This is a genomic window from Brevibacterium sp. 'Marine', from assembly GCF_012844365.1.
Classification (GTDB): domain Bacteria; phylum Actinomycetota; class Actinomycetes; order Actinomycetales; family Brevibacteriaceae; genus Brevibacterium.
The window spans coordinates 3,863,411-3,877,254 of sequence record NZ_CP051626.1 but is presented as its reverse complement, the minus strand read 5'-3'; the positions used below and the strand labels follow the sequence as shown (position 1 = coordinate 3,877,254).

General features: G+C 66.6%; 11 protein-coding genes. 3 read left to right on the top strand and 8 right to left on the bottom strand.

Going from position 1 to position 13,844, the window contains the following annotated elements:
- Positions 1 to 4: 4 nt before the first annotated feature.
- The 3 genes from HF684_RS17350 to HF684_RS17340 form a co-directional block, all read right to left on the bottom strand.
- The gene (locus HF684_RS17350) at positions 5 to 2,791 is read right to left on the bottom strand and encodes an alpha/beta fold hydrolase (protein ID WP_169253502.1); all 2,787 of its coding nucleotides are present in this window, start codon (positions 2,789 to 2,791) and stop codon (positions 5 to 7) included.
- Between the two features lie 8 nt (positions 2,792 to 2,799).
- The gene (locus HF684_RS17345; RefSeq protein ID WP_169253501.1) at positions 2,800 to 3,828 is read right to left on the bottom strand and encodes a 3-oxoacyl-ACP synthase III; all 1,029 of its coding nucleotides are present in this window, start codon (positions 3,826 to 3,828) and stop codon (positions 2,800 to 2,802) included.
- Between the two features lie 123 nt (positions 3,829 to 3,951).
- Positions 3,952 to 4,980 (bottom strand): hypothetical protein, encoded by a 1,029-nt coding sequence (locus HF684_RS17340; protein WP_169253500.1) that lies wholly within the window; start codon positions 4,978 to 4,980, stop codon positions 3,952 to 3,954.
- 254 nt (positions 4,981 to 5,234) lie between these two features.
- Here HF684_RS17340 and HF684_RS17335 point away from each other — a divergent pair, with 254 nt between their 5' ends.
- Positions 5,235 to 6,038: a 3-oxoacyl-ACP reductase gene (locus HF684_RS17335; RefSeq protein ID WP_169253499.1), complete on the top strand. Its 804-nt coding sequence runs from the start codon at positions 5,235 to 5,237 to the stop codon at positions 6,036 to 6,038.
- A gap of 211 nt (positions 6,039 to 6,249) precedes the next feature.
- Here the strand turns inward: HF684_RS17335 and HF684_RS17330 are convergent, their stop codons facing one another.
- The 4 genes from HF684_RS17330 to HF684_RS17315 all read right to left on the bottom strand — a co-directional run bounded on the left by HF684_RS17330 (position 6,250) and on the right by HF684_RS17315 (position 10,447).
- The gene (locus HF684_RS17330; RefSeq protein WP_248279015.1) at positions 6,250 to 7,233 is read right to left on the bottom strand and encodes a hypothetical protein; all 984 of its coding nucleotides are present in this window, start codon (positions 7,231 to 7,233) and stop codon (positions 6,250 to 6,252) included.
- Positions 7,234 to 7,537: 304 nt separating this feature from the next.
- Positions 7,538 to 8,107 carry a dienelactone hydrolase family protein gene (locus HF684_RS17325; protein WP_169253498.1) on the bottom strand — a complete coding sequence of 190 codons (570 nt, stop codon included), beginning with the start codon at positions 8,105 to 8,107 and terminating at the stop codon, positions 7,538 to 7,540.
- Positions 8,108 to 8,276: 169 nt separating this feature from the next.
- Positions 8,277 to 9,860, bottom strand: a complete 1,584-nt coding sequence (locus tag HF684_RS17320; protein WP_169253497.1) for an FMN-binding glutamate synthase family protein — start codon at positions 9,858 to 9,860, stop codon at positions 8,277 to 8,279.
- 137 nt (positions 9,861 to 9,997) lie between these two features.
- Positions 9,998 to 10,447: a TM2 domain-containing protein gene (locus HF684_RS17315; RefSeq protein ID WP_169253496.1), complete on the bottom strand. Its 450-nt coding sequence runs from the start codon at positions 10,445 to 10,447 to the stop codon at positions 9,998 to 10,000.
- Positions 10,448 to 10,684: 237 nt separating this feature from the next.
- Here HF684_RS17315 and HF684_RS17310 point away from each other — a divergent pair, with 237 nt between their 5' ends.
- Positions 10,685 to 12,034, top strand: a complete 1,350-nt coding sequence (locus HF684_RS17310; protein ID WP_169253495.1) for an MFS transporter — start codon at positions 10,685 to 10,687, stop codon at positions 12,032 to 12,034.
- A gap of 107 nt (positions 12,035 to 12,141) precedes the next feature.
- Positions 12,142 to 13,053, top strand: coding sequence for an enoyl-CoA hydratase-related protein (locus HF684_RS17305; protein WP_169253494.1), 912 nt, complete (start codon positions 12,142 to 12,144; stop codon positions 13,051 to 13,053).
- An 83-nt stretch (positions 13,054 to 13,136) separates the two neighbouring features.
- On the opposite strand, the gene HF684_RS17300 is transcribed toward HF684_RS17305, so the two are convergent.
- Positions 13,137 to 13,838 (bottom strand): NUDIX domain-containing protein, encoded by a 702-nt coding sequence (locus HF684_RS17300; protein WP_169253493.1) that lies wholly within the window; start codon positions 13,836 to 13,838, stop codon positions 13,137 to 13,139.
- Positions 13,839 to 13,844: the final 6 nt, after the last annotated feature.

The window sequence follows — 13,844 nt, the reverse complement described above, 5'->3', positions numbered from 1 at the left end:
ATCCTCAGACGTTTCCCCGCACCGGCCCACCAGCCAGGACGCTGTCGGCCCAGGCGGCGAGACGGGAGCGGTCGATCTTCGAATTGTGGCGGATATCGGTGGGGAATTCGGGTGCCACGAGGACCGCGGTCAGGTCATGACCGACCGCCTCGGCGATCTTCTCCCGCAGCCGTGCAGTCAGATCCAAAGGCGCCAGGCCGGGCGACAGCGTTGTGCCCTCGGCATCGAGCACAGCCACCAGCGCCTGGGTGCCGACGGGTCCGATTCCGACGACGGAACTGCGGCTGACCTGGGTGTCAGCGTCGATGAGCGCCTCGAGCCCACCGGGCCCCACCGGCCCGCGCGGCGTCGTGACGACGTGCTGCAGCCGCCCCTCGAGCCACACCCGACCGGCATCGTCGATATGCCCGATGTCGTTCGTTCGGTGCCAGGTCAGACCATGCAGATCATCACGGGCCGAATCCGCGGTGGTGCGCCACAGATTGTCGTAGCCGGACTTGATGTGGGCGGCACTGACGACGAATTCGCCGAGGCGGCCCCGCGCGTCTTCGCCCTGTATCAGCTCATCGGTCGATCGTCCGGACTCATCGATGGGCGCCAGTGCGAGTTCGACCCCGTCGATCGGCTGCCCCACGCACACCCCGTGACCGCCGGTGGCAGCGGCGGCAGCCACCCCGTCGCGGTCGATATCGGTGAGCAGGAGCCCCTCGGTCATGCCGTAAGGAGAGTGGATGGACGCGTTCGGGAACACTCCGGCGATGGCATCCATGAGTTCGAGAGGCACAGGCGCACCCGCCGAGAGCACGAGCTCGACGCCCGCACACGCTGCCCTCTGCTGGTCGTCGAGCTCGCCGACGGTCGCGGCCACGTTCGTGTACGCCGCGGGGGAGGCGAAGACCATGGTCGCCCGTCCGGCGATGATCGCATCGGCGATCGCTGAGGCCGTGAGCGTCTTCGGTTTCGTCACCGACATGTCCGGTGTCACCGAGGTGGCGCCGATGGCCGGGCCCAACAGGGCGAACGGTGGGAACCCGGCGACCAGACCGGTGCCCTCCGTGACGTCGAAGACCCTGGTCAGCACGGCCGCCAGAGCGGAGATGTCCGCATGCGTATAGCGCACGCCTTTCGCCGGTCCGGTCGAACCGGAGGTGAAGAGGATCGCCGCATCGGCATCCGGGGCCGGGGTCGGCAGCTCGGCCCGGTGCGGGGTGCGGGAGAGTTCGGTCAGGCTCGTCTCTGCCTTGAACAGGCGCGAGCGCACGGGTCCGAGCGGACTCACCGAGATCCGTCGCCCCGGCCAGCCGAAGGCCCGTGCCAGAGTGAGTCCGGGCAGTTCCCCGATGATCCACTGCGGGTCCGCCGAGGTGACCGCCCGGGTCATCCCTTTCGGGCCGAGACCGGCATCGGCGACGACGGCGACCGCGCCGATCTTCAGGCATGCGTAGAGCGCGGCGGTGAGATTGTTGCCGGGCGGGACGAGCATGGAGACCCGATCCCCGGGCTGTACGCCGAGGTCGAGCAGCCCGCTCGCGATCGACGTCGTCACGTGCCACAGGTGGCGCCAGCTGATCTGCTGCGCCGGATTCTGCGCGAAGTCGACCGAGGCGATCGCCTCGTCGTCACGGCGCGCATCGAGGATCGCCGTCACCGAGCGGACATCTGCGGATCCGTCGCCGGCGGCGGAGTCATCCGCGACATCGGAAGTCGATCCCTTCGCCGAGGCGGCTGTGCCCGACCGCGCGGACGTTCCCTTCGCGGGGGCCGCCTCGGTGGGGGTGGTTGTGGTTTCCTGCGCATCGAACTGCGCGTCCAGCCAGTCGAGGACGAGACCGGGCACATCGTGATCTTCGCTGACGAGGTGGGACGCCGTCTCGAATCGATGCACATCGGCCTGCGGCAGACGCCGGCGCAGGTCCCGCAGATAGCGTTCGAGGAACACCGGATCCTTCGGACCCCAGACGAGCAGCGCCGGTTTGTCGAAGGCGGCGATGTCCCGGCCGATGCGCTGGAGCTCGGGATCGGAGGCATGCGTGTCATCGACGGGGATATCGGCGACGAAATTGCCGATCGCCCACCGGTCCGCAGGTGTGCGGTATGGGGCGCGGAATGCGTCCTTGGTCTCGGCATCGAGATCGCCGAGTCCCAAAGTCACGCGCAGGAACCCGTCGGTGAGCACGGTGGCCGTCGGCAGCATCGGCCCGGCCAGGGTCGCACGCAGCGGTGCAGGCACCGGGGTGTCCTCGGGCTGGTGGACCGCAGTGTTGAGGCTGATGGCCGCAGACACACGATCGGTGTTCCGGGCTGCCCAACCGAGCGAGAGGACTCCGCCCCAGTCGTGACCGATCGTCACGATCGGGTGGGTGGCGGATCCGGTGGCGGCCACCTCGGCGAACAGATCGGAGACGACGGCGTCGAAATCATTGAGGCGATCGGCGATCCGCCGGACCTCGGCGGATTTCGGGGCCGGCATCGAGGAGTGGGCGAGCCGTTCGGAGAAGCCCATTTCGAGCTGGTCGGGGGCGATGAGCCGCCAAGCGCGGCCGCCCGACCGAGCGGCATCAACGGTGGCCTGTGCCAGCCGACGCCACAGGTACGACCAGGTCGGGTTGCCGTGGAGGGCGACGATCGTGCCCGCCGGCTCGACACCGGCCGCGGTCAGGGCAGGCAGGGTGTCGAGGACGTGGAACTCGTGTGTCCCATCAGGGGTCGCGGCCTCGACGATCCGGGACCAGGCGGGGTCCCACTCGGGCAGCTGCGGGGGAAGCGTGGCCGGCCGTGCAGGAAATCTCATGAAGGTCTCTACCACTCGATCTCGGTCATGGCGGTGTTGAGGCCGGAGCCGACGCCCATGCACAGGATGCGGTCGCCGGGTCTGAGGTTCTCGGCCTCACGGGACAGGGTGATGGGCAGTGAGGCGGGGCCGACGTTGCCCAGCTCCGGGTAGGTCACCGGGATCCGGTCGGGGTCGAGGTTCGCGGCCCTTGTGATCGAATTCGTGTGCACATCTGAGACCTGGTGCATGACGTAGCGGTCCATCTCCCGCCAGTTCCAGCCGGTCTCGTGGGCTTCCTCCCACGCGGCGACGACGAGCTCCATGCCGCCGGAGAGCAGCCCTTTCGTGTCGGTGAACATGCCGTTGTGGTCGCCGACGCACAGTTCATGATGCTGGGTGGCCGCACGGGTGATCCCGCCGAGGATGCGGTGGCCCTCCGGATGCTTGTCGGCCGGCCCGAGGACGGCCGCGGCAGCGCCGGAACCCAGGGTCAGGGACGCGAATTCGTTGAGGTACTCCTCGCGAGTGATCTCCGGACGGTTGAGGCGGCGCAGCGTCGCGTCTTGGACGCGGGAGGCGTCTTCGCCGGCGACGATGAGGGCGTATTCGATCTGCCCGGCGTCGATCATGTTCGCGGCCAGGGTCATCCCGTTGACGAATCCCAGGCAGGCGTTGGCGATGTCGAAGTTCATCGCCTGCGGGCCGAGCCCGATGCCGGCGTGGACGCCGACGGCCACGGACGGTTCCAAGTGCTCACGGGTCACGGAGGTGTTGACCATCAGTCCGATGGCATCGGGAGGGACACCCGCCTCGGCGAGGGCCTGCTTTCCGGCCGCGATCGCACCCGCGGCGAACTGGTGGGGCTCATCCCAGTTGCGGCGGGCGTACACGCCGGCGACTCGTTGTAGCAGACCCTGCGGCAGTTTGAGCGATGACAGCGTATCTGCGAGGCGTTCGTCGAATTCCTGGGAGGTCACTTCGTTCGGGGCCAGGGTCTCGGTCAGGCCGAGCAGGGCCACGTTCGAGTGCCGGAATGTTGCGTTGCCATTCGCCAATTGAGTAACTCATCCCTTTTCGGGTCGTTCGTCGGTGTCGATATCGGCCGCAGAGGCGCGCGCGTGACGCGTCACGACGGGGAATTCCGGACCTATCTTACCGCCCGGTGTCTGAGATGTTCCTCAGCGTGTGAACCAGGTGAAGCCGTCATAGAGCAATCCTGTGGCCGCGAGCACGGCGATGACGGCGAGAACGAGCGAGGTCACGGTGTGCGAGACCTTCGAGGTCTGAAAGCGCACGGCACGCGAATGCGACATCGGACGATCGGTGACGTTGTGGCCGAACTGGGCGAAGATCCGCCAGTCCATGACGTCGACGAGCGACTTCGCGGCCAGGGTGAACACGATGATGCAGCCGATGCCCATGAACAGCAGGAACACGAAGCCGAGGAAGCCGAAGTCCTTGAAGAACGTCACCACCCGGTCGCCGATGGCCACGGCGAAGGCCGAGAATCCGTCGCTGAAGGGCAGTGCGTCGAACGAATCGGTGATCGTGGACAGGCTGATATTGTCGCGCACCGTCTGCACGGACCCGATGTACATGAAGATCGACGCGGCCAGGGCGACGAGCAGGTTGATGATCGAGATCGTGGCATTGTCCGGCCAGAAGTCCAGATGCTTGATCGTGTAGGTCGCCGACAGGGCGACGCAGATGATCGCGCCCGTCAGCGCACCGATCGTGGCCGGCAGCAGCAGATTGTTGAAGAACACGAAGGCGACGACGGCGATGAGTGCGGCGCCGAGGATGTAGGTGAACACTGCGACGGTGTCGCCGTTGGCCGCGGTGGCGGCCCGCCGGTTGGCCTCGATCATCTGACCGGAGTGCTGGATGTTGGCGGCGAGTTCTCTCTTCGTGGCCCGCGGCTGATCGGCGTCGACGTCGTCGTAGCCTTGGGCGTCGTAGCCCTGTGCGTTGTTGGGAAGCACACGGGTCTCATCCTCGCTGCTCCACGGGCGACCGGACTGGGAGTAGCCGGACTGGTCGTAGGGGTTCTGACCATACTGTGCCTGCGGGTAGCCGCCCTGAGCACCGGCTCCGCCGTTGGGATTCCGGGGCTGCCATCGTCCGAGCTTCGCTCCGATGAAGTAGATGACGAAGACGACGAGAGCCGCGAGGACTCCGATGGAGATGCCGGCGCCGAGCTCGTTCATAAGGGTGACTTCCTGGGGATGGACAACGGTGGTCTTCTTGTCAGTCTATGGACTCATGCCGCTCAGAGCACGTTTCGCGGGGCATATGCGCGCGGCTCGGAGCGATCTGCTCCGTGCTGAAGGGGGTGCGAACATTGCCTTCGCGCACGACTCCGTCCTGGCGCAGCTCCGTCCCGGCGCGTGCGGTTCCCTCGTGCGGTTCCTGGGTATGGTGGGGTCAGGATCCGCCCACCGACGTCCGAAGGAGACACGCGATGAGCAACCCCCAGGCATTCACCTCCGAGGCCCTGCCTCTCGACGAGCAGGTCGTGCTCGTCACCGGATCCGGACGCGGCCTGGGCGCTGCGATCGCGAAGGCCTTCGCACCGGAGGGTGCGGCGCTGGTCATCAACTACCGATACTCGGCCGAGGCCGCGGAAGAGCTCGCCGAGGCGGTCCGCGCTCGAGGTGGGCGCGCCGTGGCCATCGAGGCCGACGTCACCGACTCCCGCGCCGTCGACGCCATGTTCGACACTGCGGCCGCCGAGTTCGGAGCTCCGGTATCCACTGTGGTCAACAACGCGCTCGCCGACTTCTCGTTCAACGGCGACGAGCGCCAGCCGGCCGACGAGATCGACTACTCGGACTTCGCCGACCAGTTCCGCGGTTCGGTCGAAGGTGCGGTCAACACGATCCAGGCCGCGATGCACGGCTTCCGCGAGCTCGGTTCCGGCCGCGTCATCAACATCGGCACCAACCTGTTCCAGGATCCGGTCGTGCCGTACCACGACTACACGGCCGGGAAGGCGGCGCTGCTGTCGCTGACGAGGACGTTCGCGAAGGATCTCGGACCGGCCGGGGTGCGGGTGAACATGGTCTCCGGCGGACTGCTGCGCACCACGGATGCCTCCTCGGCGACACCCGAAGCGGTCTTCGACCAGATCGCCGCCTCCAGCGCACTGCGACGGGTGACGACTCCGGAGGACTTCGCCTCGGCGGTGGTGTTCTTCGCCTCTCCCGCTTCGCGTGCGGTGACCGGCCAGAACCTCATCGTCGACAACGGCCTCGTCATGGGGTGACCGGTCCCCCGCAACGTAGAGCGAACCAACTCAGCTCACAGTCACTTCGCCGACCGCTCGACTCAGTGCCCACCGCGCGTCCTAGCCTCGACCGCGCGTGTTGTCGCCGAGAGAGCAGCTCAGCTCGCCGACCGCTCGACTCCGCGTCGAACGCGCGGCGTATAACTTGATACAGCGACGCTGAGATGAGCGGTCGGCAGGGGAGTCGAGGTCATTCGCTGCGCTGGGTGAGTTCGCTCTTCGCCAGCGTGTCCAGTTCAGCTTTGATCTTGATGAACTCATGGGGTCGGAACAGGTCCGCCCAGACGAGATTGAAGATGCGGAACCCCGCGTTGAGCAGCTTGATGTGCCGTTCATGGTTCTTCTTGCTGGCTTCGTCGGGGCTGTTGCGCCCCATGAAATACTTTCCGACACCGTGGCATTCGACGATCAGGCCGTACTTCTCATGGCGGAAGTCATTGCGGCCGAGGAGATTTCCAGCCGCGTCGCAGGTCTCGACTTGGGGGATCATTCCGGTGATGCCGAAGCGATAGAACTTGACGGCAGTGATCGATTCTGCTGCTGACTCGTGGTTCGCGTCCGCGAGGCTGATGGCAAGAGCGGCGGTGCGACAGCCTCGGTGGACCGGTGGAAGGGCGGTTCGCAGTGCTGCTTTGGTGACCAACCGCCGGCGAAGTGCGTCCGAGAGCAATGGGACCGAGAACTCTGGGTCGTATTCGCGAGCAATGTCCACGAGGGTCCTGAGCAATGTCGTGACGGGGAGTCCTCCGATCGAACCGACGTCATTTGGAGGCAGGTGCCGATCACGAATGTGGAGAGTGTCGCTGCTCCGGCGAGTTCCGGTCCGGATCATCTCGCACTTGTCGACTGCGGGGAACGGTGGATCGAGACCATATAACAAGGCCGCTGACACATGGGAGAAGACAGCGTCGGGCAACCGGTCATCAGCGTACGACCGGATCAGGGACTTGAGGTCTTCGGCTGTGTCTCTGATGTCCCCGTAGGTCCGAGGGTACGAGGTCGAGGATGCCGAGTGTACGTCCTGCAGCACGGCGTAAGCCTGCTGATCACAAGGCCGGGTGAGGACGAATTGGCCACGTCGGACCCTCTGCAGACAGCACTGCAGGGCCTTGACGATGTCCTTGTGCGCGAAGCCGAGGCTGCGAAGTCTCTTGGTGCTGAAGATGGTCACCATGACAACAGTGTGCCTTCATATAAGTCAAAGGGCAATAGAATTCAGCAAATGGAATCAAACGAATGCATATGGGGGTGGTCAGCTCTGATCTGCAAGGGACTGATTTCGCCGACCGCTCGACTCAACGCCGCTGTACCAAGGTATGCGTTAAGCGCTCGGCGCTGACTCGAGCGGTCGGCAAGGAGGTGGAGTGCTGAGGTGATCGGTCGACGGCAGCATGAGCGCTCGGCGCTGACGTGAGCGGTCGGCGCTTCCACCGCGAGGCAACCTGCCTGCGGGGTGGCCCGATGGTGATTGGAGGACCTCAGAAGCGGTCGAGGAAGGCCAGGGCCCTCTCAAAGAGCAGTTCGGCGCTGTCCTCTCGGTAATCCGGTGTCGTCGGGTCGCTGAACAGGTGAGTGTTGCCCGGGTAGAGGAAGTACTCTGCCTGCGCGCCGGCCCTCGCAGCGGATTCCATCAGGGTCTCGATCGTGCCCGGGCTGCGCCACGAATCGTCGACGGCGAAATGCGCCTGGACCGGCACACCGGCCTGCCAGCGCGTCGGCTTCGGGAATCCGCCGCCGTGGAAGAGCAGGACGCCGCGGGCGCGCGGATCGTTCTTGCCCATCTGCTGTGCGAGTGCGGCTCCCAGCGACAACCCGCCGAAGACGAGGTCATCGCCGAGATCCTCGCACTCCTCCTTCACCCGATCCACGAGGCCCGAGAACCCGACCTCCTGGGAGTGGGCGACTCCCTCTTCGGCGGTGTCGAAGGTTCTGCCCGCGTAGACGTCGGGAGTGTGGACGGCATATCCGGCCAGTGCGAAGCGTTCGGCGACGGCGTCCATTCCGGACGTCCGTCCCAGAGCCGAGTGGAGAAGGACAAGGGTGGTCATCGAGTTCCTTTCGGAGGATCGGTGAAGTCGACAAGGCGCTTGGAACCGAATGGTCGACGGCAATCGGCTGGAGCCGAGCGACCGACCGTGCGGCCGGAGCCGAATGGTCAGGTCAGCGTCAAGCGTCCGGTAGCCGGGGAGGCTGGATCCGAGTGACCGTCTCGGCGGATCAGCGGCTGTGTCCGCGGGGGATCGAGAACGTGTCGGCGCGAGCCGTGGACCAGTCGTCGGCCCACTCCGAGGGGGTGTCGTCGAGGAGTTCGCCGGGCTTCAGCCAGTCGTAGAGGCGGGCATAGGACCAGGACTCGGAGGCCGAGACATTGCGACGCAGCATCGTCGGTTCGAGCTCATCCGGTGCGGCCGCACCCATCGACGCCATGAGCCGGACCGCCTCGGCGACGACTCCGTCGTGATAGTTGCGCACGCGTTCGGCCTTGGTGGGCACGTCGATGGCGCGGGCTCGCCGCGGATCCTGAGTGGCGACGCCGACGGGACACTTGCCTGTGTGGCAGGCCTGGGCCTGGATGCAGCCGACGGCCATCATCATCGCGCGGGCCGAATTCGTGAAGTCCGCACCCTGGATGAGGCGTTTGACGATATCGGTGCCGGTGGCGATCTTGCCCGAGGCGCCGACCCTGATCTTCTTCCGCAACCCCGCGCCGACGAGCGCGTTGTGCACGATCATCAGCCCCTGGGTCAGCGGCAGACCGACATTGTCCTCGAACTCCAGCGGTGCCGCACCGGTGCCGCCTTCGGAACCGTCGACGATGATGAAGTCCGGCAGGATGTTCGTCTCCACCATGGCCTTGACGATCGAGAGGAACTCCGTGCGCGAACCGATGCACAGTTTGAAACCGGCGGGCTTGCCGCCGGAGAGCTCACGCATCTGTCGGATGAACTCGAGCAGCTCGATCGGGGTCGAGAACACCGTGTGTCCGGGCGGGCTGATGCACGTCTGGCCGACGGGGATGCCGCGGATCTGCGCGATCTCCTCGGTCACCTTGGCCCCGGGCAGCACCCCGCCGATGCCCGGCTTCGCTCCCTGAGAGAGTTTGAGCGAGACCATCTTCACCTGCGGGTCCCGAGCCTTCTCGGCGAAGATCTCGGGGGAGAATTCTCCTTCCGGGGTGCGGGCGCCGAAGTATCCGGTGCCGAGTTCCCAGATGAGGTCGCCGCCGTTTTCGCGGTGATACGGCGAGATCGATCCCTCACCGGTGTCGTGGGCGAATCCGCCCAGTGCCGCGCCTTTGTTCAGGGCTCGAATGGCGTTGTTGCTCAGCGAGCCGAAGCTCATTGCCGAGACATTGAGCAGCGAGATGTCGTAGGGCCGAGTGCAGTCGTCACCGCCGATGCGCACTCGCGGCGGCCGCGGCGGATTGGGGATCGGCATATTCGAGTGCATGAGCGACTCGTAGCCGGCACGGTCGACATCGCGCTGGGTGCCGAACGCGTGCTCGGAGTGGGTGCCCTTGGCCCGTTCGTAGATGGTGGTGCGAGTGTCGCGGCTGAATGGGCGACCGTCCCAGTTGCGTTCGATGAAGTACTGCTGGATCTCCGGCCGGATCGACTCGAGCAGGAATCGGGCGTGCCCGGCGATCGGATAGTTGCGCAGGATCGAGTGCTTCTTCTGCGTGAGATCCCATGCGGCGAGTGCGCCGAGCCCGAGCGCCGAGGCGGCCGCCGCCGCTCCCGCGATCTGTTTGCCTGCCGAGTCGCCGGTGACCATCCTGACAATGGGGAATTGCCGTTTCATTGTGCCTCCTTGAACTGTTCTGACTTCGAGCCTAGACCCGGGAGACGCAGATTTCAGGAAAGGCAGACCTGAGACGGTTGTGAACAGTCGGCGAAGCGCATCGGAACAGGCGTGGGAAATGCGTCAGAACAGGGAGCTCAGCCGCCTGCGACCAGACCGCTCAGCAGCGCCGTGACCAGCTCGTCGACCTGCATCGAATAGGCGACGATGAGGGTGAAGCCGGTGGCGATCCACGCGATCTCCTTGTCCTGAGCGTAGCCGCGCAGCGGAGCTCTCCCACAGCGCAGACCGCCGGCCAGAACGATGCCGAGATCGATGATCCACCAGATCCCCAACCCGCCGAGGCTGAGCAGCTTGAGCGCGCCCGTGAGGTACCTGCCGGTGTAGAACCGGTCAAGACCGAGGACGCCGAAGAGCATCGACAACAACCAGGTGATGACGAAGGAGCGGTTGCCGGGAACGTCCGTGTGCCGACCGTCGGTCGGCGCGAGCGATTCCAGGGACGAGGTGGGGACACCGGGGGAGGGCGCGGCAGGGCGGTTTGCGGGGTCTGCGCTGAGTGCGGGAATCTCGCTGGTCGCCGTCATCGCTGGCACGTCCATTCACTGCTCGTCGAACTTCTGGTTTCAGCCTATGAAACGTCGGGCCGCCTCGGCGATGGGGTTATCCTCCACATCCGCCGCGCCGTCGAATCCGCGGTGCCGTGCGATCGTGCGGGAGCACCGGCAGCGAGCGCCCACAGACACCCGCGCTGTCCGGACTCACACGGTCCGGGACTCGGAATCGTTTGAGCGGGTGCTTCTCGGAGGCATAGCGTTGGACTCATGAGCACAGGTGAGCCGAGTCCGACGAGCACTCGGCGAACCGTCGCTGCAGTATTCCTCGCGGGAATCGCCGTCTTCCTCGTCCTCTACGAGACTCAAGGGCTGCTGCCGGCGATCCGAGACGCCTACGGAATCGACGGTCCGACGGCGAGCCTGACCGTGTCCGCGACGAATGTGGCCATGGCCTGCTTCCTCATCCCGTTCTCGATGCTCGCCCCGCGCATCGGCCACGCTCGCCAGATCGGTGCGGGAGTGATCGTTGCGGCGATCCTCGCGCTCGTCCTTCCCTTCACCCCGACCCCGGAGCTGCTCATCGCCGTCCGGTTCCTCCAGGGACTGGCGATCGCCTCGGTGCCGGCCACGGCCATGGCCTACCTGTCCCTGCGCCTGCCGCCGGCCGCGCTGCCCGGGGCGATCGGGGTCTACATCGCCGGCAACACGATCGGCGGACTGTGCTCGAGGCTGCTCACCGGGCTGGCCTCCGAGCTCCTCGGCTGGCACGGCGGACTCGCGTTCACCGCGGTCGTGTCGCTGGTCTTCGGCCTCATCGTCGTCTGGCTGCTGCGCCACGACCTCTTCTCCACCGCCCGCAGCCGCGCCGTCCTCGACACGGACGATGCCGATCCGTCCGATGCGGATCCCACCTTCACCGAGGCGGTCGACCCCGGCGCTGTCACCGCAGGTGACACCGCCGATGCTTCCACCGTCGACGACGGTTCCCGCTCTGCCGGCAACGCCGCCGACGACGGTGGGGCCGGGAGTGCACGGCCGCCTCGGCGAGCGATTCCGCTGCGCGGGGGACTGTGGCGGATCTATCTCACCGGGTTCCTGTGCATGATCGTCTTCGGCGGATCGTTCACGATGCTCGGCACCCGCCTGCAGCAGGATCCGTGGCATCTGAGCGAGGGTGCGGTCGCCCTGTTCTTCCTCATCTACCTCGTCGGCACCGTCGTCACCACGTACTACGGCCGCCTGGCCACGCAGTACCCGCGCGCCCGGATCACCTTGGCCGGAATGGTCATCGCGCTCGTCGGCGCGGGACTCACGCTCGTCGATTCGCTTGTGGTGATCGTCATCGGCATGTCGCTGCTCACCGCCGGATTCTTCCTCGGCCATACGGGTGCCTCCGCGGCAGCCAGCGCGGCTCGGCCGGGGGTCGACTCGACCCGATCCGCGGCCATCTACCTCACCGTCTACTACCTGGGCACGAGCCTCGGAGCTTGGCTGTCTGCGGTCCTCTTCTCCGACTTCGCCTGGCCCGGGGTCGTGGGCATGTGCGCGGCGTCGCTGATCGCCGTGTTGGTCTTGACGTTGACGGGAGCTCCGATAGGGTTCAGGAAACGCAGCTGATCGCTCGTTCAGCGTCGCCGGGGCCGGTACCGCGGAGCCTGCGGTCGCAGCGTGTTCCGCCTCCGCCGGCTGCTGTCGCGCCGGTCACGTCTTCGAAAGGTTCCTCCATGTCCGAGACCACCAACTCGACCGTCGTCTATGCGATCACCGACGGCGTCGCCCACGTCGAGATCGACCGTGCCGACACACTCAATTCGCTCACCCGCGCGGTCTTCGAAGACCTCGTCGAGGCGGGGCTGGCGCTTACGGGTTCGAGCGAGGTCAAGGCCGTGGTCCTGTCCGGTCGCGGTCGTGCCTTCAGCGCCGGCCTCGACTTCACCGAGCTCGCCCGGATCGCCGAGGCGGGAGCCGCGACCCGCTCATCCGCTGAGGAAGCGGCCGCCGGGGAAGCGGCCGCCGGGGAAGCGGCCGCCGGGGAAGCGGCCGCCGGCGGCGGGGAGTCGGACTCGGTGGCCACCGCCGTCGATCTCGGGCAGCGACTCGGGTCGGCCCGGGCGCTGGCACAGAAGGCCGTGCACGTGTGGTCGCTCGTCGAGGTTCCGGTCATCGCGGCGGTGCGCGGACCGGCGCTCGGCGGTGGACTGCAGATCGCCCTGGGCGCGGACATGCGCGTGGCCGGGCCCGATGCGAAGCTCTCGCTCATGGAACTCAACTGGGGCATCATCCCCGATATGTGCGGCACCCAGTTGCTGCCGCGCCTCGTCGGACCGGCTCAGGCGAAGAAGCTCATCATCACCGCCGACACGATCGGTGCCGAGGAGGCTCTGCGCATCGGCCTCGTCGACGAGGTCGTCGAGGACCCTCTGGCTCGTGCTCTCGAGCTGGCCGGGCAGATCGCCGGCCAGTCTCGGTCGGCGCTGGTGTGGGCGAAGCGTCTCGTCGACCTGTCCTATGACTCCGACCTCAGCACCGGACTCGATGCCGAACAGGAAGCGCTGGCCGAACTGCTGGGCACCGACGAGCAGAAGCAGGTCGTTGCCGCTCGCCTGGCCGCGATGAAGGCTCGCGCGAAGGCATGATGTCGGGAACTCCCGCGTCCTGCTGAGAGCTGCGGGATGCGGGACTCAGACGCGGGCAGCAGGACTCGGGCGAAGAGCCGAACTCAGGAACCGCGGTTGGAGGGGAACTCCGGGCGGACGGGGTCGATGATCCTCTCGGCGGCAACCACCTCGGCGACGGTGGAGAACCCCGCGAGTTCACGCAGGAGCACGAACGTCGGACGCATGAGCTTCAGCCGTCCGGCCCCCTCATCGGTGAGGATCCCGGTCACGGAGCGCCACTCGCTCGTGTGTGCCTCCGTCGTCTGATGCTGGGCGGCGGCGAGCTCGGGAGCCGCGATCGTATAGAAGTACGTGTCGAAGCGCCTGGGCCGACCAACCGGAGTCACCCAGTTCGCCCACGGTCTGAGTCCGGCCGGGTCGAGGACCGCGCCCGTCTCCTCTTCGACCTCGCGCACAGCGGTGGCCAGCAGTACGCGCCACCCCTCGGCATCCTCGGCGATGGTCGATGCCGACCATGCGGAGGTGTGCACCTGGGGATCGGGGACGGTGATGGTCGGTGCGATCGTGTGATCGATGGGGTCGACGCGACCGCCGGGGAAGACGACGACGCCGGCGGCGAAATCCATCGTCGACACCCGGTGCTGGACGAACACCTCGAGTCCTTCGTCCCCGTCGCGGAGCATGAGCACGCTGACGGCGGGTTTGATGGGGACCGCCTCGGCGTCGGCGATATCGGGACCGCGGCTCGCGCTGTCGGCGGTATCCGAACGGTCGGAACCCTCGGGGTTGATGTCTCGAATCACGTTCAG

Coding starts and splice junctions, on each gene's coding strand:
- HF684_RS17340 (WP_169253500.1), bottom strand. CDS start 4,980: ATGAACGAGCTCGGCGCCGGCATCTCCATCGGAGTCCTCGCGGCTCTC.
- HF684_RS17320 (WP_169253497.1), bottom strand. CDS start 9,860: ATGAAACGGCAATTCCCCATTGTCAGGATGGTCACCGGCGACTCGGCA.
- HF684_RS17325 (WP_169253498.1), bottom strand. CDS start 8,107: ATGACCACCCTTGTCCTTCTCCACTCGGCTCTGGGACGGACGTCCGGA.
- HF684_RS17305 (WP_169253494.1), top strand. CDS start 12,142: ATGTCCGAGACCACCAACTCGACCGTCGTCTATGCGATCACCGACGGC.
- HF684_RS17335 (WP_169253499.1), top strand. CDS start 5,235: ATGAGCAACCCCCAGGCATTCACCTCCGAGGCCCTGCCTCTCGACGAG.
- HF684_RS17315 (WP_169253496.1), bottom strand. CDS start 10,447: ATGACGGCGACCAGCGAGATTCCCGCACTCAGCGCAGACCCCGCAAAC.
- HF684_RS17350 (WP_169253502.1), bottom strand. CDS start 2,791: ATGAGATTTCCTGCACGGCCGGCCACGCTTCCCCCGCAGCTGCCCGAG.
- HF684_RS17310 (WP_169253495.1), top strand. CDS start 10,685: ATGAGCACAGGTGAGCCGAGTCCGACGAGCACTCGGCGAACCGTCGCT.
- HF684_RS17330 (WP_248279015.1), bottom strand. CDS start 7,233: ATGGTGACCATCTTCAGCACCAAGAGACTTCGCAGCCTCGGCTTCGCG.